Source organism: Roseburia sp. 1XD42-69, from assembly GCF_003612565.1.
In the GTDB taxonomy this organism is placed as follows: Bacteria; Bacillota; Clostridia; order Lachnospirales; family Lachnospiraceae; genus Roseburia_B.
The window spans coordinates 40,435-59,564 of sequence record NZ_RAZG01000011.1 but is presented as its reverse complement, the minus strand read 5'-3'; the positions used below and the strand labels follow the sequence as shown (position 1 = coordinate 59,564).

Genomic DNA, 19,130 nt, shown 5'->3' with positions numbered 1-19,130 from the left:
AAAAGAATCCTTATTTAAAAGGATTCTTTTTGCTTTAACAATAATGATCAAGCATCAGTCCTGCATAAAGAGAGGATGAATAGGGGGAAATAAAATTAAATCCCGGCCGCTTGTACGTCACAATCGTTTTATCAATATATTTAATTGGATTAATAGAAGCATTATCCGCTTTAATTAACAGTGAATTTTTAAATGCATTTAATACGGAAAACGTTTCTGCCGGCTTATCGGTTTCCAGTGCATCGGACAATAAATCCCGGTCAATGGAAATTGCCCCGGTTTCCCCAATAAGCAATCCCACGGACTCCAAATCGTTTACATAAGAGCGGGAAACATCTTTTAAATCGTGGAGCAGCTGATTTCCAAGCTGATTGGTGGAATACCGTTCACCAGTCTGGATAAACCCGTTGTAGGCATCCACAAGTTCCTGGATATTATCTGCCACAGCGTCAATGCTGGTCTTAAAACCTATTTTGGCAGGAGCATTATCCGGGCTTATGCCCTTTAAGGTCAACTCAAACATATTGTTAATGGTAAATGTATTTGCATAGGAAGAATGCTCTTTACCATTAATCAGGAAACTTGAATTAACTGCAGGCGTACTGACTTGGTTAAAACCTAAAATATCCATGGCTTGAATGGAGCCGGAAGAGGTGGTAGGGCTGATGTCAAAAAGATGGTCTTCCTCATCTCTTATTCCGGTCTGTTTGGAAGCAATCTTTAAGGCGCTTTGTCCGCTTTCATCCGAAATCACCTCTGCGGAAAGTTCAATCCTGGAATTGTTAATGAGCCGGGAAAGTTTATTTAATACGGATAAATTGTTGTCATCCTTTTTTACCGTATACTGAAATTCATAGGAATTAGCAGTGGTAAATAAATTGAAAGAATAGTCTCCGGGCGGAATGTCCAAAGCCTGGTCTTTCAAAAAATTTCCCAGGTTTGTCTGGGGAGCTGCAAGCTGACGCACTTCCAAATCAAAATTCTGCAAAGCGCTGTCATCGGAAGATCCGCCTACATAAGACGCAGTTACAATGCCGTCATCCGAGGAGACCGCAACTTTTTTCTGGAAAGAGTTCTCAAGCCCTTCCCCATCAGACAGTGATGCCACAACGTTTTTAATGTGCCGGGCATTTTCCTTGATGTCAATGAGAAATCTTGGAACATCCTCCGAACGTTTTATCTTATAGAGGGGGGAATCTTTGTTCACTTTAAGCATACGGGTATAGACGCTGCGCAGCTCGCTTTTCTTATGGGTATCATAACGCGAAACAGCAGTATGTCCATAGGTATTTAAGTAGTATTGATAGGCATTATCGATGGTAGCCATAGAAAACCCCTCCTTTCTTCCATGAAATTACGCCTAAGCGCGGGGTAAAATTATAAATCCATTTACATTATATGATTTTTCATTGAAAAGGTGACAAAATGCACGTATTTTTTCAATCCCTATACTTTTATATCGTATAAAATCATAAATTAATTTATAGTGTTTTGTAAAAAATCATAAAAATTTTTTTATTATTTTTGGCAAAAAATCCCTTGTGTAAAATCAAAGGGCGTGTTATAGTTATGTTAAAATAAGGTGTAAAATTATAGGGAGGAGGCAGATTATGAGGATTTCTTCTATATCAAATCAAAATATGTACCGCTCATACCAGCAGATGAGCAGCGGTAAGAAAATTAATACGGCAGCGGATGATGCGGCTGGATTAGCCATTGCCCAGAAGCTCTTAAGCCAGAGCAACAGCCTGAATAAGGCAACGGATAATGCAGCGACATTCCAGGATATGACAAAAATCGCAGATGGGGCTTTAGGCTCTATATCAGACAGTCTGCAGAGGATACGGGAGCTGGGGTTACAGGCTTCCAACGGTTTATATACAGACAGTGATAAAGCGGCTATCCAGTCAGAAATCGATCAGTTGAAGCAGCACATTTCAGACACGGCAAGCCAGACTCAGTTTAATACGAAAAATCTCCTGGATGGTTCACAGAATCCTTGGCATGCAGCCATCAATGCAGACGGAGGCGGCATGGAAGTCAATATGCCGGTGTCCACTTTGGAGAAGCTTGGAATTGCAGATTTTGATGTTACAAAGGATTTCAGCCTTGACACGATTGACAATGCAATTGAGATGGTAAGCACTTCCAGAGGCGAAATGGGCGCTCTTTCCAATCGTCTGGATTATGCTATGAACAATAACAGCTACACTGCCTTTAACACAACGGCATCCCAGAGCCGTATAGAGGATTTGGATTTTGGAAAAGCTGTTACAGAGCAGAAAAAGAAAGAGGTGCTTTTTCAGTACAGCATTATGATGCAGAGAAAAAAGATGGAAGATGAAAACGGCAGGATGAATCAGTTATTTACCAGATTATAAGAGATAGGGGGCAGAATTTCTGCCCCTTGCATTTTGTGCGGGGGTGGGAGATGGCCTGTGTGTGGCCGTACCTTCTGTAATGTCTGGATGAACCTTTCATTTGCCTGCTTTTAAGAAAAGAGTTGACTTGCGGAAAAGTTTGTGCTATAGTAGAACAGCTTGGAAGTAGGTCTTTTTTTTATGCCTAATTTTAGGGATAAGAAACACTCCCTTTTACAGAGGGAAAAATTGCACGAAATTATGGAGGTGGAAGTTGTGCGCACAAGGATAACATTGGCATGTACGGAATGCAAACAGCGTAATTACAACACGACAAAAGACAAAAAAGCTCATCCGGACAGAATGGAAACAAAGAAGTATTGCAGATTCTGCAGAACTCATACTTTGCACAAGGAAACAAAATAGTTTGTAAAGGAGTTTTATATGGCAGAAAACGCAAATGTTGAAAAAGCTCCCAAAACGAGCTGGATGGAAGGCTTAAAGGCTGAATTTAAGAAAATTATTTGGCCCACAAAAGAAGATCTTGGACGTCAGACCGTGGCCGTTGTAGCTGTTTCAGTGGTGGTTGGCCTGATGATTGCCATTATGGATGCACTCATCCAATATGGCGTTGATTTCCTGGTAAACTTACATTTTTAATGGAGGCGTTTTATGGAAAAAGCACACTGGTATGTTGTTCACACTTATTCCGGCTACGAGAATAAGGTAAAAGCGAACATTGACAAGACAATTGAAAACAGGCATTTGGAGGATCAGATATTAGAGGTCAGAGTTCCAATGCAGGATGTTTTTGAGATGAAAAACGGTGCGAAAAAGCAAGTTTCCAAAAAAATGTTTCCTGGCTATGTCCTTATCAATATGATTATGAATGATGACACATGGTATGTGGTCAGGAATACAAGAGGCGTTACCGGATTCGTAGGGCCCGGCTCAAAGCCTGTGCCCCTTACAGAGGAAGAGATGATGCCCCTGGGAATCAAAAAAGAAAACGTTGAGGTGGATTTTGCGGAAGGGGATACAGTGGTTGTCACCGGAGGGGTATGGAAAGATACCATCGGCGTGATTCAGACCATGAACCACGGAAAACAGATTGTCACCATCAATGTAGAATTGTTCGGCCGCGAAACGCCGGTAGAGATAAGTTTCGCAGAAGTGAAGAAAATGAACTAAGGAGGTTAATTCCAAATGGCAAAGAAAGTGGAAGGATATATCAAATTACAGATTCCTGCTGGAAAGGCAACACCTGCTCCCCCAGTGGGACCTGCATTAGGACAGCACGGTGTAAATATTGTTGAGTTTACAAAGCAGTTCAATGCAAGAACCGCAGATCAGGGTGATTTAATTATCCCCGTCGTGATTACGGTTTATGCGGACAGAAGTTTCAGTTTTGTAACCAAAACTCCCCCTGCTCCTGTTTTAATTAAAAAAGCTTGCAACATTAAGTCCGGTTCAGCAGTGCCGAACAAGACAAAAGTTGCTACTATTTCCAAGGCAAAATTACAGGAGATTGCGGAACTTAAAATGCCCGACTTAAACGCAGCTTCTTTAGAGGCGGCTATGAGCATGATTGCAGGTACTGCAAGATCTATGGGCGTTACTGTTGAGGAGTAGGCCGAGGCCGAAAGCAACCAGCGATTGGCGAACCGCAGGCGAAGACAGAGCGTGTTGCGGGGCCGTTCTGTGAGATTAGTGAAAGCAAGCCGCAGGCGCAGCTTGAACTTAGCGAAAAGAACTACCTTAGCAAATTGAAACATTATTTAGTGGAAGGGAGTTTCTCCCCCGATATTACCACAGGAGGTTTTTTAGAATGAAAAGAGGAAAGAGATATTTAGAGGCTGCAAAAGCCATTGACAGAGCAAATGCTTATGATCCGAAAGAGGCTGTGTCACTGGCAAAAAAGGCAGCAGTTGCGAAATTTGATGAGACAATCGAAGCTCATATCAGAACCGGTTGTGACGGACGTCACGCAGAGCAGCAGATTCGTGGAGCAGTTGTGCTCCCCCACGGAACAGGAAAGAGTGTCCGGGTCTTAGTTTTTGCAAAGGGAACTAAGTTAGACGAGGCACAGGCAGCAGGCGCAGATTTCGTCGGTGGAGAGGAATTGATTCCGAAAATTCAGAACGATGGCTGGCTTGACTTTGACGTGGTAGTTGCCACACCTGACATGATGGGTGTTGTGGGACGTTTGGGACGTGTACTTGGACCAAAAGGCTTAATGCCAAACCCCAAGGCAGGTACAGTTACCATGGACGTTGCGAAGGCAATCGCTGATATCAAAGCCGGTAAGATTGAGTACAGATTGGATAAGAGCAATATTATCCATGTGCCAATTGGAAAAGCATCCTTTACCGAGGAACAGTTAGCGGACAACTTCCAGACCCTTATGGATGCCGTAAACAAAGCGAAACCCAGCAGCTTAAAAGGACAGTATATTAAGAGCATCAGCCTTGCTCCCACCATGGGACCTGGTGTGAAAGTAAATGTTGTAAAAGTTACTCAGTAAGTTTTGTTATTGACATCCCAAATAAATTGTGTTATTGTAATAAAGCATATTGCCGAAGACAGCAGGCGCCGAAAGGCGTAATCTTATGAGCCTGCCGAGGAGATGATGGAATTTATTTTAAATGAAATTCTGCCCCTTTGTCTTTGGACAAGGGGGCTTTTATCTTGTGGATACGGCCTTATGTTATGCAGGGTATTTCCCTGTCCCACTAAAATAATAAAGGAGGTACAAAACGTGGCAAAAGTAGAAATGAAACAGCCTATCGTTCAGGAGATTTCTGAGAGCATTAAAGACGCTCAGTCCGTTGTTGTTGTGGACTACCGCGGCCTTACCGTTGCAGAAGATACCCAGCTGCGGAAAGAGCTCAGGGAAGCTGGTATTTCTTACAAGGTTTATAAAAATACCATGATGAACTTTGCATTTAAGGGAACTGATTTTGAGAGCCTGGCTCCTATTTTGGCAGGACCCAGCGCAATCGCAATCTCCAAAGAAGATGCGACAGCTCCCGCAAGAATTTTGGCTAAGTTTGCAAAGACGGCTCCCGCTTTGGAAATCAAAGCAGGTGTGATTGAAGGGACATTCTATGACGCAGATGGAATGAAAGCAATTGCAGCAGTTCCTTCCAGAGAAGAATTGCTCTCCAAGTTCCTTGGAAGCATCCAGTCACCCATTACCAATCTGGCGCGTGTGCTTAATCAGATTGCAGAAAAGGGCGGCGCAGGAGAGGCTGCACCCGCTGAGGCTGAAAGCAACTAGCGACTGGCAAGCCGCAGGCGAAGACAGAGCGTGTTGCGAAGCCGTTCTGTGAGATTAGTGAGAGCAAGCCGAAAGCGCAGCTTGAACTTAGCGAACAGAATATCCTTTAGTAAACAAAAATTAAACAAATTAATGGAGGTAAATAATAATGGCTAAATTAACAACAGCAGAATTTATTGACGCTATCAAAGAGTTAAGCGTATTGGAATTAAACGATTTAGTAAAAGCATGTGAAGAAGAGTTTGGTGTATCTGCAGCAGCAGGCGTTGTAGTTGCAGCAGCAGGCGGCGATGCAGGCGCAGCAGAGGAGAAGACTGAGTTTGACGTAGAGCTGACAGAAGTTGGACCTAACAAGGTTAAGGTTATCAAAGTGGTACGTGAAGCTACCGGCTTAGGCTTAAAAGAAGCAAAAGACTTAGTTGACAGCGCTCCGAAGGTATTAAAAGAGGCTGCTGACAAGGCAACTGCTGATGATATCAAGGCTAAACTTGAGGCTGAAGGCGCTAAAGTTACATTAAAATAATCCTGCTTTCTAATTTTTTAGAGCGGAAAAAGACCCCGGATTTTGGCAAATGAATCCGGGGCTTTTTCTGTACAGGAGTGCATATGGAAATGAGCCGTTTCACGGTATGTTCCCATAGCGGGCAGAGAAAGAGAGATTCGCTGTTCGATAACCGTATTGTTTACAGCAGAAAAGTAGTAAAAGTTTTTATTGACGAATAAAAGCAAGCTGTGCTATTATATAAGATGCACTATTGTGTTGACATAGGCTTACTGTATTTTTTTGTGCAAAACTGCAGAAAAAGTACTGAAAATTATAATGAGAGGTGAAACGTCAATGGAGAAAAACAGAATACGTCCGGTCCAGGCTGGAAGAGGTTTGCGTATGAGTTATTCACGGCAGAAAGAAGTTCTGGGAATGCCAAACCTGATTGAGGTACAAAAAGACTCATATCAGTGGTTTTTAGACGAAGGTCTAAAAGAAGTGTTTGCAGATATTTCCCCCATCGCCGATTACAGCGGCCATTTAAGTTTGGAATTTGTGGATTTTACATTGTGCAGGGATGATGTAAAGTATTCCATTCCGGAATGTAAAGAAAGAGATGCAACATATGCCGCACCTTTGAAAGTAAAAGTAAGACTTTACAACAAGGAGACAGATGAAATCAACGAACACGAAATCTTCATGGGCGATCTTCCTCTTATGACTGAGACAGGAACTTTCGTAATCAATGGCGCGGAGCGTGTTATTGTAAGCCAGTTGGTTCGTTCTCCTGGCATTTACTATGCCATTTCCCATGATAAAGTGGGAAAGAGGCTGTTTTCCTGTACGGTAATTCCCAACCGGGGGGCATGGCTGGAGTATGAGACAGATTCCAACGATGTATTTTATGTCCGTGTGGATAGGACAAGAAAAGTGCCGATTACTGTGCTGATTCGTGCCCTTGGAATCGGAAGTAATCAGGAGATTGTGGATTTGTTCGGCGAAGAGCCAAAGATTGTTGCCAGCTTTGGCAAAGACGTTGCCACAAATTATGAAGAAGGTTTATTAGAATTATATAAGAAAATCCGTCCAGGCGAGCCGTTGACTGTGGAAAGTGCGGAGAGCCTTATTTCTGCAATGTTTTTTGACCCCAGAAGATATGATTTGGCAAAGGTGGGGCGTTATAAATTTAACAAAAAGCTTGCCCTGAGAAACCGTATCACCGGCCATGTGCTGGCTGAGGACGTGGTGGATGTTTCCACAGGGGAAATTATCGGAGAAAAAGGGACGGAAGTTACCAGAGAACTGGCGGATAACATTCAGAATGCGGCGGTTCCCTACGTTTGGATTCAGGGTGAGACAAGAAATATTAAGGTTCTCTCTAATATGATGGTGGATATCACCAACTTTGTGGATGTGGTGCCAAAGGAAGTTGGCGTGACGGAGCTTGTATACTATCCTATTCTCGCCCAGATTTTAGAGGAAAACAGCGATATAGAAGATATCAAAGAGGCAATTCGGAAAAATATTTCCGATTTGATTCCCAAGCATATTACCAAGGATGATATTTTTGCATCCATTAACTATAACATGCATTTGGAATATGCCCTTGGACATGACGATGATATTGATCATTTGGGAAACCGACGTATCCGTGCTGTGGGAGAGCTTTTGCAGAACCAGTACAGAATTGGTCTCTCCAGGCTGGAGCGTGTGGTACGTGAGCGTATGACCACCCAGGATTTGGAGGGAATTTCACCTCAGAGCCTGATAAATATTAAACCGGTGACTGCTGCGGTAAAAGAATTTTTCGGTTCTTCCCAGCTGTCCCAGTTTATGGACCAGAACAATCCTCTGGGGGAGCTGACCCACAAGAGACGTCTTTCCGCACTGGGGCCTGGAGGACTTTCCAGGGACCGTGCAGGTTTTGAGGTCCGGGACGTACACTATTCCCATTATGGAAGAATGTGTCCTATTGAGACCCCTGAGGGACCCAATATCGGCCTGATTAACTCTCTGGCATGTTACGCCAGAATTAACGAGTATGGTTTTGTGGAAGCCCCATACCGTAAGATAGATAAAACTGACCCGAAAAATCCCAGGGTTACAGATGAAGTTGTATATATGACAGCGGACGAAGAGGATAATTACCATGTGGCCCAGGCAAATGAGGCATTGGACGAAGAAGGACATTTTGTGCGTAATTCTGTGTCCGGCCGTTATCTGGACGAGACACAGGAATACGAGAAAACCATGTTTGATTATATGGACGTATCCCCTAAAATGGTATTTTCCGTGGCTACTGCCCTGATTCCCTTTTTGCAGAACGACGATGCCAATCGTGCTCTTATGGGATCCAACATGCAGCGTCAGGCTGTGCCCCTTTTAACTACCGAGGCCCCTGTTGTGGGAACCGGTATGGAGACAAAGGCTGCCGTGGACTCCGGTGTCTGTGTGGTTGCAAAAAAATCCGGTACGGTGGAGAGCGCTGTTTCCAATGAGATTATTGTGAGAAATGACGACGGTACAAGGGAATCTTACCGTTTGACTAAGTTTTCCAGAAGTAACCAGTCTAACTGTTATAATCAGCGGCCCATTGTGTTTAAAGGGGACCGTGTGGAAGCAGGGGAAGTGATTGCCGACGGCCCTTCCACCTCAAACGGCGAGCTTGCCCTTGGAAAAAATCCGCTGATTGGCTTTATGACCTGGGAGGGTTACAACTATGAGGACGCTGTTCTCCTCAGCGAGAGACTGGTGCAGGATGACGTATATACATCCGTTCATATTGAGGAATATGAGGCGGAGGCAAGGGATACCAAGTTAGGGCCGGAGGAGATTACCAGGGATGTGCCCGGCGTGGGCGATGATGCCTTAAAAGATTTGGATGAAAGAGGAATTATCCGCATCGGTGCGGAAGTTCGGGCCGGAGATATTCTTGTGGGAAAAGTTACGCCAAAGGGAGAGACAGAGCTTACCGCTGAGGAGCGGCTCTTACGTGCAATCTTTGGGGAAAAAGCAAGGGAAGTAAGGGATACTTCTCTAAAGGTGCCCCACGGTGAGTATGGAATTATTGTGGATGCAAAAGTGTTTACCAGGGAAAACGGTGACGAGTTATCCCCCGGGGTAAACCAGGCGGTGCGCATTTATATTGCCCAGAAGAGAAAGATTTCCGTGGGAGATAAAATGGCAGGCCGTCACGGAAACAAGGGTGTGGTTTCCCGTGTGCTTCCCGTGGAAGATATGCCGTTTCTGCCAAACGGACGTCCTTTGGATATTGTATTAAATCCATTGGGTGTGCCTTCCCGTATGAATATCGGGCAGGTGCTGGAGATTCATTTGAGCCTTGCAGCAAAAGCCCTTGGGTTTAATATTGAGACACCTGTGTTTGACGGGGCGAAGGAAAATGATATTATGGATACCTTAGATCTTGCCAACGACTATGTAAATATGGAGTGGGAGGATTTTGAGGCAAAATATAAACAGGAACTTTTACCGGAGGTGCTCACGTACTTGTCTGAAAACAGGGAGCACCGCAGTGTGTGGAAGGGCGTTCCTCTTTCCAGGGACGGAAAAGTCCGCTTAAGAGACGGAAGGACAGGGGAGTATTTTGACAGTCCTGTAACCATTGGACATATGCATTACCTGAAACTCCACCACTTAGTAGACGATAAAATCCATGCCCGTTCCACTGGCCCTTATTCTCTGGTAACACAGCAGCCCTTGGGTGGAAAAGCCCAGTTCGGCGGACAGCGTTTCGGTGAGATGGAGGTTTGGGCCCTGGAGGCTTATGGCGCATCCTACACCCTCCAGGAGATTCTGACGGTGAAATCCGATGACGTTGTGGGCCGTGTAAAGACTTACGAGGCGATTATTAAGGGAGATAATATTCCGGAGCCGGGTATTCCGGAGTCCTTCAAAGTGCTTTTAAAAGAGCTTCAGTCCCTGGGGCTTGATGTGAAAGTCCTTGACGAGGAGCGGAATGAAGTTGAGCTGATTGAAACCAGCGAATACGGAAATACAGATTTAAATTCCATTATTGCAGGGGATAAGGATTTTGCCTTTGAGGACAGCGAGTCCTTTGGAAAAATGGGATTCACAAAGCAGGAGTTTAATGCGGACAGCGAAGAGCTGGTGGATATTGAAGAAGAGGACGATGAAGAGGAAGATTTCGATGAAGATGAGTTCATGGATGAAGTTCTCGACGAAAATTTGTAGATAGAAGGGAGTGTCAGCAATGCCAGAGACGATGAAGAAGGAGACATACCAGCCAATCGCTTTTGATGCCATTCAGATTGGCCTGGCGTCCCCGGAAAAAATCAGGGAATGGTCTAAAGGTGAGGTGAAAAAGCCTGAGACCATAAACTACAGAACGCTGAAACCGGAAAAAGACGGCCTGTTTTGCGAGAAGATTTTTGGGCCCAGCAAAGACTGGGAATGTCATTGTGGAAAATATAAGAAAATCCGTTATAAAGGTGTAGTCTGCGACAGGTGCGGGGTTGAGATCACAAAGGCAAGCGTCCGCAGGGAGCGCATGGGTCATATTGAACTTGCCGCTCCGGTATCCCATATCTGGTATTTTAAAGGGATTCCAAGCCGTATGGGCCTTATATTGGATTTATCTCCCAGAACACTGGAGAAGGTGCTGTATTTTGCATCCTATATTGTGTTGGAATCCGGAAATACCAATCTCACATACAAGCAGGTATTATCGGAGGCGGAGTACCAGGAAGCCAGGGAACAGTATGGAAATGCTTTCCGTGTCGGCATGGGGGCGGAGTCAATTTTAGAGCTTTTGCAGTCTATTGATTTGGAAAAAGACGCCGCAGAGTTAAAAGCGGAACTGCGGGATGCCACGGGGCAGAAACGTGCCAGAATCATTAAGAGGCTGGAAGTGGTAGAGGCATTCCGGGAGTCCGGAAATAGGCCGGAGTGGATGATTATGACAGTGGTTCCGGTAATTCCTCCGGATCTTCGTCCCATGGTGCAGTTGGACGGCGGCCGTTTTGCTACATCTGATTTAAATGATTTGTACAGAAGGATTATTAACAGAAATAACCGTCTGAGACGTCTTTTGGAGCTGGGTGCGCCGGATATTATTGTGCGGAATGAAAAGCGTATGCTCCAGGAGGCGGTGGACGCACTTATAGACAACGGGCGCAGGGGAAGACCAGTGACCGGGCCTGGAAACAGGGCTTTAAAATCCCTTTCCGATATGTTAAAGGGAAAATCCGGGCGTTTCCGTCAGAACCTTTTGGGAAAACGTGTGGATTATTCCGGGCGATCCGTTATCGTGGTTGGGCCGGAACTTAAAATTTACCAGTGCGGCCTGCCGAAAGAGATGGCAATCGAGCTGTTTAAGCCTTTTGTTATGAAGGAGCTTGTGGCAAACGGCACAGCCCACAATATCAAGAGCGCAAAAAAGAAAGTGGAGCGCTTACAGCCTGAGGTATGGGATGTGCTGGAAGAAGTGATCAAAGAGCATCCGGTTATGTTAAACCGTGCCCCCACACTGCACAGGCTTGGTATTCAGGCATTTGAGCCTATCTTGGTGGAAGGCAAGGCCATTAAGCTGCATCCCCTTGTGTGTACAGCTTACAATGCGGACTTTGACGGTGACCAGATGGCTGTGCATCTTCCCCTGTCGGTGGAAGCCCAGGCGGAGTGCCGCTTTATGCTGCTCTCACCAAACAACCTGTTAAAGCCTTCCGACGGCGGCCCTGTGGCAGTTCCCTCCCAGGATATGGTTTTGGGTATTTATTATCTGACCCAGGAGAGGCCGGGAGCTTTAGGAGAGGGAAAATATTTTAAGAGTGTAAACGAGGCGATTTTGGCCTATGAGAATAAATCTCTCACCCTCCATTCCAAAATTAAAGTGAGAATGGAAAAGAAGATGCCTGACGGCACAACAAAATACGGTATCACAGAGTCTACCTTAGGAAGATTTTTATTTAATGAAATCATTCCCCAGGATTTGGGATTTGTGGACAGAAGCGATCCGGAAAACGAATTTAAAATAGAAGTGGATTTCCATGTGGGAAAGAAGCAGCTTAAGAAAGTGCTGGAAAAGGTTATTAATGTCCACGGCGCCACAACCACAGCGGAAGTTTTGGACGATATTAAATCTATTGGTTACAAATATTCCACCAGGGCGGCTATGACCGTATCCATATCCGATATGACTGTGCCCCCTCAGAAACCTCAGATGATTGAGGATGCCCAGAATACGGTAGATAAAATTATGCGCCAGTATAAGAGGGGCTTGATTACGGACGAGGAGCGTTACAAAGAGGTTGTAGAGACCTGGAAAGAGACGGACGATGAGCTGACGGCAGCCCTCCTTGGAGGACTGGACACTTATAACAACATCTTTATGATGGCGGATTCCGGTGCCCGTGGTTCTGATAAGCAGATTAAACAGCTTGCAGGTATGCGCGGATTGATGGCGGACACCACAGGACGTACCATTGAGCTGCCCATTAAGTCCAATTTCCGTGAAGGTTTGGATGTTTTGGAGTACTTTATGTCTGCCCATGGAGCCCGGAAAGGACTTTCCGATACGGCCCTCCGTACCGCAGACTCCGGTTATCTTACCAGAAGGATGGTTGACGTTTCCCAGGAGCTGATTGTCCGTGAGTCAGACTGTACGGAAGGCACAGGGAAAGAAATCCCAGGTATGTGGGTGTCAGCATTTATGGATGGCAAGGAAGAAATCGAAAATCTCCAGGAGAGGATTACCGGGCGTTTTTCCTGCAATACCATCTGTGATGCCGAAGGCAATGTGATTGTAAAGGCAAACCATATGATTACCCCAAGGCGCGCCGCAGAGATTATGTCAAAAGGGGTAAACGAGAAGGGCAATCCTATTGACAGAGTGAAAATCCGTACCATTCTTACCTGTCGTTCCCACAACGGTATCTGTGCAAAGTGCTACGGTGCAAATATGGCGACAGGCCAGGCGGTGCAGGTAGGTGAGGCGGTAGGTATTATTGCAGCCCAGTCTATCGGTGAGCCGGGTACACAGCTTACCATGCGTACCTTCCATACCGGCGGTGTGGCAGGTGACGATATTACCCAGGGTCTTCCCCGTGTGGAGGAGATTTTTGAGGCAAGGAAACCGAAAGGACTTGCAATTATTACGGAGTTTGCCGGAAAAGCGGAAATCCGTGATACAAAGAAGAAACGGGAGATTGTTGTTACCAACAGTGAGACAGGGGAGGCAAAGACATATTTAATTCCCTATGGCTCACGAATTAAGATTATGGACGGCGCTGAGTTGGAGGCCGGAGATGAACTTACGGAAGGTTCTGTAAATCCCCACGATATCTTAAAGATAAAAGGTGTCCGTGCGGTGCAGGATTATATGCTGAAAGAGGTTCAGCGTGTATACCGTCTCCAGGGCGTGGAAATCAGTGATAAGCATATTGAGGTGATTGTGCGCCAGATGCTTAAGAAAGTCCGCATTGAAAATAACGGGGATTCGGAATTTTTACCGGGTACTCTGGTGGATATTCTTGAGTTTGAGGATACCAACGAAATGCTGGAAAAAGAAGGATTAGAGCCCGCAGAGGGCAAACAGGTGCTCCTTGGTATCACAAAGGCGTCCCTGGCAACCAATTCCTTCCTCTCCGCAGCGTCCTTCCAGGAAACAACCAAGGTGCTTACGGAAGCGGCCATTAAAGGGAAGGTTGACCCCTTAATCGGACTGAAAGAAAATGTTATTATCGGTAAACTGATTCCTGCAGGAACAGGTATGAGACGTTACCGTGATTTGACATTGGATTCCGATATTAATGAAGATGATTATCTGGATTTTATGGATGATTTTGAGGACTTTGAGGATTTCGATGAGGAAATGGACGAGGAGGCCGAAGGTGAAGCGGATGCTGATGCTTTAGCTGAAGACGAAACAGAGGCCGGAGCGGAATCTGAAGATGAAATGGTTGCCGAGGCGGAGATGGATTTAGAATTGGAAGAGGTTTTAGAGACAACAGAAGCATAAATGGTAACAGAATAGTAAAAATATTTAAATGAAAAAAGGATTTTCAATCCATGTCGGTGGTTGAAAATCCTTTTTTGTGGAGAAATTCAGGCTGTTTGATCTAAGCGGTCTTTTATTTGGCGCATTTCACTTTCAAGAACGCTGACACGAATAGCCAACATTTCTTTTTCACTGTCACGTTCAATGGCCAGATGCAGATTCCTGGATAAATCCAGATGCCCTTCCGCCACACGCTTAATATTGGTGCGGATTTCGTTTTCGAGGGTTAAATTGGTCTGAGTCAGTTTGTTGTCAATTTTTGAAGTTTGCTGTTTGATATCCTGCATGTCGGACTTCAAATCAGAGATTTCGCTTTTGACGCCCTGCATGTCGGATTTCAAATCAGAGATTTCGCTTTTGACGCCCTGCATGTCAGACTTCAAATCAGAGATTTCGCTTTTGACGCCCTGCATGTCGGATTTCAAATCAGAGATTTCACTTTTGACACCCTGCATGTCAGATTTTAAATCAGAGATTTCGCTTTTGACACCCTGCATGTCAGATTTTAAATCGGAAATATCGTTGTTCATATATTGCATGTTGGATAGGATGAGATCAAGTTTTTCGCTATCTGTCATGATAGATTCCCCTCCTTAATGGTGACACTTTTTTGCTTATTGTTTTTTATTAGTGTATTTTCTTATGCACATAAATTAATTTACAGCTATAATATAGCATATCCGGGAATAAAAGTCTATAGTAATTTAGAAAAATGGATGGAAAAAGTTTGCCAATTAAAGTCAGATTTCCATCAAATCCATTTTTAATTCCATCAGTAATTCATTTGTTTCAATAGGAGAAAGGTGTTTGTTAAATGCAAATATATAAACACTGTCCCTCTGATTTTTGGCGTAAAGGTCCGGGTATCCGGTGGCGCAAAAGAGGGTATGGACTTCCGTTGGCGTCAGATGCATGGCAAGGCACAGGGCAAGCAGCTTGTCCCGGGAAGGGGTGCGTTCCCCGGAGAATATCTGGTATGCGTATGTACGGGGCAGTCCGGAAGTTTTTATGCACTGGCTTTTTTTCAGATTTTTTTCGGACAGCAGTTTTTCCAGGGCAATGGGAAGCGGTTCCTGGGGGACGACTTCCGGGAAATTTGACAGGTAGGTTTCGATTTTATCTGTGGAGTTTAGGATTTCTAATAATTCCTGGGTGTTCTTTTTCATGGGGGCCTCTTTTCTGTTATCAGATTTCTAGCAGTATTTGCCATATTTTGGAAAAAATGATACACTCATTATAAATTGGAAAGTTAAATGGGTCAAGTTTTTGGAGAGGAATGTGGTACTGCCAAAACAGACGGTACGGAAAGAAGGGGAGAGATGGAGTATGAATATCTGGAGGTACGGTTTCAAACATTGGATGTGCTGGGAGACTCTGAGAAAGGATCTACTTATCTGTCAAAGGATATTGTTACAGGGGAGCTTGTGGTTTTAAAACATATATCAAAAGAGAGAGCTTCTGTGTATGAGCGTCTCTTGGATGTGGAGCACAGAAATCTGGTACATATTTTTTATGTTGCAGAAGGGAAAAAAGACGCTCTTGTTGTGATGGAGTATATCAGCGGGAAAACTTTGGAAGATTACATTGAGGAAAAAACAAATCTTACCGGAAAAGAAGCGTTGGGATTTTCAAAGCAGCTTGCAGAGGGGCTATGTACTGTACACGGGTTAAATCTGGTACACAGGGATTTAAACCCCGGTAATATTTTAATATCGTCGGATGGCGTGGTTAAGGTTATAGATTTTGACATTGGAAGAATTTATAAGGAAAAACAGGGGCGTGATACGGAATTTTTGGGGACGGCAGGCTATGCGGCTCCGGAGCAGTTTGGCTTTTCACAAAGTGACGCAAGAACGGATATTTATAGTTTTGGGGTGGTTTTAAATGTGATGCTGACTGGGAAACTTCCCTATGAGCAGTGTTTTAAGGAAGGAAAGCCGGGGAAAGTAATACAGAAATGTACCCGCATGGAGCCGGAATTAAGGTATCAGTCGGCGGAAGAACTTTTGAAGGAACTGCAGTCTATTCATATAGAGGAAAAGCCCTTAACAAAAGTGCTTTCTGTCATACCGGGATTTCGTACAGGAAAAACTTGGAAAAAAGCGGTGGCGATTTACTATTACTTTGCGGGATTTATTTTTAGCGTGGAAAGTGTAATGAAACATTCCCAGACTTTTCAGACAGCCGTATTAGAATTGGCGGCAATGGTTTTAGGGGTATGGGTATCTGTGTTTGCGGCATTCTTTTTTCTGGATTGGGTGGAGACTTTGCCCTTTGTCCGGAAAATTGGTTTAATAAAAAAAGTTATCATTGTAGTTTTTATCTGGTTTTTCTTGTTTTGTATGGGAATTGGAATAGAATCTTATGTGGAAGAGTGTATGATTCATACTCTGATACAGTAATTGGAAAAATTTGTAATTATGTATGCTGGCAGCATACCAAAAAGAATAAAGAATTGTATATACTAAGGCTTATCGGAGTGGATTCGGTAAGCCTTAGTTGTTTTGTGAATGGCGCAATAGAGTGCTTATCAGGTCAAGAATCATGGACTGTTCTTTTGGGGAAGCCTTCATCCAGAAGGTTTCAAGGAGTAAAAAATCAGTGTTGGGAGGGGCGTTTATGGAATCCTCAATAAGAAAGTCAATAGAGACGTGAAGGACATTTGCTATGTCAATTAACTTTTCCAGAGTGACAGTCCGTTCTCCCCGTTCTACAAAGCCAATATATGTGGTGGAAACACCCACAGCTTCTGCCAGTTGCTCCTGGGTGAGATTCCTTTTGGAACGCTCTGTGCGGATTCTTTTTCCTAGTGCTTTTCTGTCCATATGGAACCTGCCTTTCCCGTTGATGTTTTTATTTTAAACAATTTGAGGAAAATTATTAACTAACTAAAGGGTGTAATAATAATAACTTTTAGTTGTAAATAAACAAAGAATAAGTTATAATGATTTAAAGAATTTGGGAAGAATAAATAATTCAAGGAGGAGTTAGGGAATGTTAAAACGAATAATGAAAGAACTGGGAGTAATGGCTATTTGTGTTATAGTGTGTCTGTTTTTTCCCAAGATTGTAAAGGCAGGGGAAACTGTTACAGGAGGAGAGCGTTGGTCTTTGGCTGTAGATGTGGAATTGGAAAAAGAATATACAACTACTACGGCAGAAGGATGGGTGAAGCTTCATGTACCCGCGAATACAGTGTGTATTGGAGCTGGATTTGATAAGTATACTCAAATTGAAGGATATTATGAAATAAATGGTTCTATTAAAGTTTTAGATAAGGAATTGCAAGGACACGGTTATGGTTCTAATGAAAATCAGGTGAAATTGGGCCAACAGACATTTTTTTGGGATTTTCACATTGGGGGAAATAATGATTACTATTTTTTTATTAATTCAGAAAAAACAGATGTTTGCACATTTAGGTTTATATGTGAAACAAAAGATGTATCTGGAAATAAGAGGATGATTGAGTTAAATAAATATTATACAGATTCGTATTATATTTATAATGGAAGTGCCAATAAATTTGTAGCGCCCAATACGGGAAAATATAGAATAATTACAGATTGTATAAATGGAACAGCAAAATATCGGCTTACATATAAAGACGGGACAGATGTTCAGGAATTATTTGATGATAACAATTTAAACAGTAATCTATATTATTTGGAGCAGGGGATGACATATCATTTATATGTATCTGCGAATCCGGAATATGGAAGTACTTCAAAGGTAATTGCTTCTTTTCTTGTTTCTAATACCAGGGTTTCAAGTATTACCTTGAATGAGAACAATTTAACGTTAAATAAAGGCGGACAGGTATTGCTCACAGCATCAGTTTCACCGGATTTGGCAGTTGATAAAACTGTTACATATACCAGTTCTAATCCGTCTGTAGCCATTGTGTCGGAAGAAGGACTTGTCACTGCCTTAATGGGTGGAACTGCAATGATATCGGCAACAGCAAACGACGGCAGTGGAATACAGGCATTCTGTCAGGTTAGTGTTCTGCCTGCTTATGTAACGCGGCTGGAACTGGACAAGCAATCCAAAACGTGGGATATTGCAGAGTTGGAAGAAAATTCTTGGGACGATGAGTATGATGGCTGTAAGATAACTGCAACTGTTTTTCCAAAAGATGCGGATAATTGCAGCGTTACTTTCACAAGCAGTAACCCAGCAGTAATTTCCGTAGAGCCAGCAACCTGTAAGCTGACACCTTATAAGGCTGGAACGGCAATTATTACATGTCGGACAAATGACGGTAGTAATCTGACACAGTCCTGTACGGTGATATTGACAGAGTCCCATTTTGCGGGAGAGAAAAAGACCATAAATAAACTGAAATATAAAGTCACATCGGATTCCTATGGAGGGGGAACAGTAGCTGTTTATGGGGTGAGTAATAAAAACCAGTCTGTTTATAAAGTCCCCAATACAGTCAAGATTGACGGTTATTCCTATAAAGTTACAGAAATTGGAAAAAGAACTTTTGCAAATCTGAAAAAAATGAACAAAATTACTGTGGGAACAAATGTGAAAACAATTGGAAATGAAGCGTTTTATAATAGCAAAAAGTTAAAAACAATTACTATTCAGACTAAGAAACTGAACAAAGTTGGAAAGAATGCATTGAAAAATATACATGCAAAGGCAGTGATAAAAGTTCCTTCGTCTAAACTGTCAAAATATAAAAAACTGTTTAGAAACAAAGGACAGAAAAGTACTGTCAAAATCAAAAAAGGTTAGGAGGGAATTATGTTTTTATTAATATTATTAGTAGTGGTGACAATAGTGATTAATAGATTGTATCATAAAATTGTTCCTGTGATGTATTTTGGCTTTGTTGCGGTACTGACAGAATGGTTTATTTGTTTTGCAATTGCGGCTGTTATTATAGGTGCAATTATAGGATAGAACATCAAGTTTAAGATTTCTAAAAAACTGATGGAAAATGTTTGTCGTATT

17 protein-coding genes and 1 other annotated feature are annotated in these 19,130 nt (G+C 43.3%); of the genes, 13 read left to right on the top strand and 4 right to left on the bottom strand.

What is annotated here, in order from left to right:
* Positions 1-34: 34 nt before the first annotated feature.
* Positions 35-1,327 carry a flagellar filament capping protein FliD gene (fliD, locus tag D7Y06_RS07720; protein WP_120407230.1) on the bottom strand — a complete coding sequence of 431 codons (1,293 nt, stop codon included), beginning with the start codon at positions 1,325-1,327 and terminating at the stop codon, positions 35-37.
* Positions 1,328-1,610: 283 nt separating this feature from the next.
* Here fliD and D7Y06_RS07715 point away from each other — a divergent pair, with 283 nt between their 5' ends.
* The 10 genes from D7Y06_RS07715 (at position 1,611) to rpoC (ending at position 14,123) form a co-directional block, all read left to right on the top strand.
* Positions 1,611-2,381, top strand: a complete 771-nt coding sequence (locus D7Y06_RS07715; protein ID WP_120407229.1) for a flagellin — start codon at positions 1,611-1,613, stop codon at positions 2,379-2,381.
* A gap of 240 nt (positions 2,382-2,621) precedes the next feature.
* Positions 2,622-2,786 (top strand): 50S ribosomal protein L33, encoded by a 165-nt coding sequence (rpmG, locus tag D7Y06_RS07710; RefSeq protein WP_330566410.1) that lies wholly within the window; start codon positions 2,622-2,624, stop codon positions 2,784-2,786.
* 18 nt (positions 2,787-2,804) lie between these two features.
* Complete coding sequence (secE, locus tag D7Y06_RS07705; protein ID WP_120407228.1) at positions 2,805-3,020, top strand: preprotein translocase subunit SecE; 216 nt, start codon at positions 2,805-2,807, stop codon at positions 3,018-3,020.
* 12 nt (positions 3,021-3,032) lie between these two features.
* Entirely contained in the window at positions 3,033-3,551 is a 519-nt protein-coding gene (gene nusG, locus D7Y06_RS07700) for a transcription termination/antitermination protein NusG (protein ID WP_120407227.1), read from the top strand.
* A gap of 15 nt (positions 3,552-3,566) precedes the next feature.
* Positions 3,567-3,992, top strand: coding sequence for a 50S ribosomal protein L11 (gene rplK, locus D7Y06_RS07695; RefSeq protein ID WP_120407226.1), 426 nt, complete (start codon positions 3,567-3,569; stop codon positions 3,990-3,992).
* Positions 3,993-4,188: 196 nt separating this feature from the next.
* Complete coding sequence (rplA, locus tag D7Y06_RS07690) at positions 4,189-4,884, top strand: 50S ribosomal protein L1 (protein WP_120407225.1); 696 nt, start codon at positions 4,189-4,191, stop codon at positions 4,882-4,884.
* Between the two features lie 34 nt (positions 4,885-4,918).
* Positions 4,919-5,055 (top strand) — a sequence feature (ribosomal protein L10 leader region).
* 63 nt (positions 5,056-5,118) lie between these two features.
* Entirely contained in the window at positions 5,119-5,640 is a 522-nt protein-coding gene (gene rplJ, locus D7Y06_RS07685) for a 50S ribosomal protein L10 (protein ID WP_120407275.1), read from the top strand.
* Positions 5,641-5,788: 148 nt separating this feature from the next.
* Entirely contained in the window at positions 5,789-6,163 is a 375-nt protein-coding gene (rplL, locus tag D7Y06_RS07680; RefSeq protein WP_120407224.1) for a 50S ribosomal protein L7/L12, read from the top strand.
* A gap of 315 nt (positions 6,164-6,478) precedes the next feature.
* Positions 6,479-10,339 carry a DNA-directed RNA polymerase subunit beta gene (gene rpoB / locus D7Y06_RS07675; protein ID WP_120407223.1) on the top strand — a complete coding sequence of 1,287 codons (3,861 nt, stop codon included), beginning with the start codon at positions 6,479-6,481 and terminating at the stop codon, positions 10,337-10,339.
* A 19-nt stretch (positions 10,340-10,358) separates the two neighbouring features.
* Complete coding sequence (rpoC, locus tag D7Y06_RS07670; RefSeq protein WP_120407222.1) at positions 10,359-14,123, top strand: DNA-directed RNA polymerase subunit beta'; 3,765 nt, start codon at positions 10,359-10,361, stop codon at positions 14,121-14,123.
* An 86-nt stretch (positions 14,124-14,209) separates the two neighbouring features.
* Here the strand turns inward: rpoC and D7Y06_RS07665 are convergent, their stop codons facing one another.
* Together D7Y06_RS07665 and D7Y06_RS07660 are read right to left on the bottom strand one after the other, a co-directional pair.
* Entirely contained in the window at positions 14,210-14,740 is a 531-nt protein-coding gene (locus tag D7Y06_RS07665) for a hypothetical protein (protein ID WP_243119160.1), read from the bottom strand.
* Between the two features lie 162 nt (positions 14,741-14,902).
* Positions 14,903-15,328 carry a helix-turn-helix domain-containing protein gene (locus tag D7Y06_RS07660; RefSeq protein WP_120407221.1) on the bottom strand — a complete coding sequence of 142 codons (426 nt, stop codon included), beginning with the start codon at positions 15,326-15,328 and terminating at the stop codon, positions 14,903-14,905.
* A gap of 87 nt (positions 15,329-15,415) precedes the next feature.
* On the opposite strand from D7Y06_RS07660, the gene D7Y06_RS07655 reads away from it, so the two are divergent.
* Positions 15,416-16,564 (top strand): serine/threonine protein kinase, encoded by a 1,149-nt coding sequence (locus tag D7Y06_RS07655; RefSeq protein ID WP_120407220.1) that lies wholly within the window; start codon positions 15,416-15,418, stop codon positions 16,562-16,564.
* A gap of 93 nt (positions 16,565-16,657) precedes the next feature.
* On the opposite strand, the gene D7Y06_RS07650 is transcribed toward D7Y06_RS07655, so the two are convergent.
* On the bottom strand, positions 16,658-16,987 hold the full coding sequence (locus D7Y06_RS07650; protein ID WP_120407219.1) for a helix-turn-helix domain-containing protein: 330 nt from the start codon (positions 16,985-16,987) through the stop codon (positions 16,658-16,660).
* Between the two features lie 169 nt (positions 16,988-17,156).
* On the opposite strand from D7Y06_RS07650, the gene D7Y06_RS07645 reads away from it, so the two are divergent.
* Together D7Y06_RS07645 and D7Y06_RS25900 are read left to right on the top strand one after the other, a co-directional pair.
* Positions 17,157-18,911: an Ig-like domain-containing protein gene (locus tag D7Y06_RS07645; protein ID WP_120407218.1), complete on the top strand. Its 1,755-nt coding sequence runs from the start codon at positions 17,157-17,159 to the stop codon at positions 18,909-18,911.
* A 9-nt stretch (positions 18,912-18,920) separates the two neighbouring features.
* Entirely contained in the window at positions 18,921-19,079 is a 159-nt protein-coding gene (locus D7Y06_RS25900; protein ID WP_158591312.1) for a hypothetical protein, read from the top strand.
* The last annotated feature ends 51 nt before the right edge of the window (positions 19,080-19,130 follow it).

Coding starts and splice junctions, on each gene's coding strand:
- fliD (WP_120407230.1), bottom strand. CDS start 1,327: ATGGCTACCATCGATAATGCCTATCAATACTACTTAAATACCTATGGA.
- D7Y06_RS07715 (WP_120407229.1), top strand. CDS start 1,611: ATGAGGATTTCTTCTATATCAAATCAAAATATGTACCGCTCATACCAG.
- rpmG (WP_330566410.1), top strand. CDS start 2,622: ATGGAGGTGGAAGTTGTGCGCACAAGGATAACATTGGCATGTACGGAA.
- secE (WP_120407228.1), top strand. CDS start 2,805: ATGGCAGAAAACGCAAATGTTGAAAAAGCTCCCAAAACGAGCTGGATG.
- nusG (WP_120407227.1), top strand. CDS start 3,033: ATGGAAAAAGCACACTGGTATGTTGTTCACACTTATTCCGGCTACGAG.
- rplK (WP_120407226.1), top strand. CDS start 3,567: ATGGCAAAGAAAGTGGAAGGATATATCAAATTACAGATTCCTGCTGGA.
- rplA (WP_120407225.1), top strand. CDS start 4,189: ATGAAAAGAGGAAAGAGATATTTAGAGGCTGCAAAAGCCATTGACAGA.
- rplL (WP_120407224.1), top strand. CDS start 5,789: ATGGCTAAATTAACAACAGCAGAATTTATTGACGCTATCAAAGAGTTA.
- rpoB (WP_120407223.1), top strand. CDS start 6,479: ATGGAGAAAAACAGAATACGTCCGGTCCAGGCTGGAAGAGGTTTGCGT.
- rpoC (WP_120407222.1), top strand. CDS start 10,359: ATGCCAGAGACGATGAAGAAGGAGACATACCAGCCAATCGCTTTTGAT.
- D7Y06_RS07665 (WP_243119160.1), bottom strand. CDS start 14,740: ATGACAGATAGCGAAAAACTTGATCTCATCCTATCCAACATGCAATAT.
- D7Y06_RS07660 (WP_120407221.1), bottom strand. CDS start 15,328: ATGAAAAAGAACACCCAGGAATTATTAGAAATCCTAAACTCCACAGAT.
- D7Y06_RS07655 (WP_120407220.1), top strand. CDS start 15,416: ATGGGTCAAGTTTTTGGAGAGGAATGTGGTACTGCCAAAACAGACGGT.
- D7Y06_RS07650 (WP_120407219.1), bottom strand. CDS start 16,987: ATGGACAGAAAAGCACTAGGAAAAAGAATCCGCACAGAGCGTTCCAAA.
- D7Y06_RS07645 (WP_120407218.1), top strand. CDS start 17,157: ATGTTAAAACGAATAATGAAAGAACTGGGAGTAATGGCTATTTGTGTT.
- D7Y06_RS25900 (WP_158591312.1), top strand. CDS start 18,921: ATGTTTTTATTAATATTATTAGTAGTGGTGACAATAGTGATTAATAGA.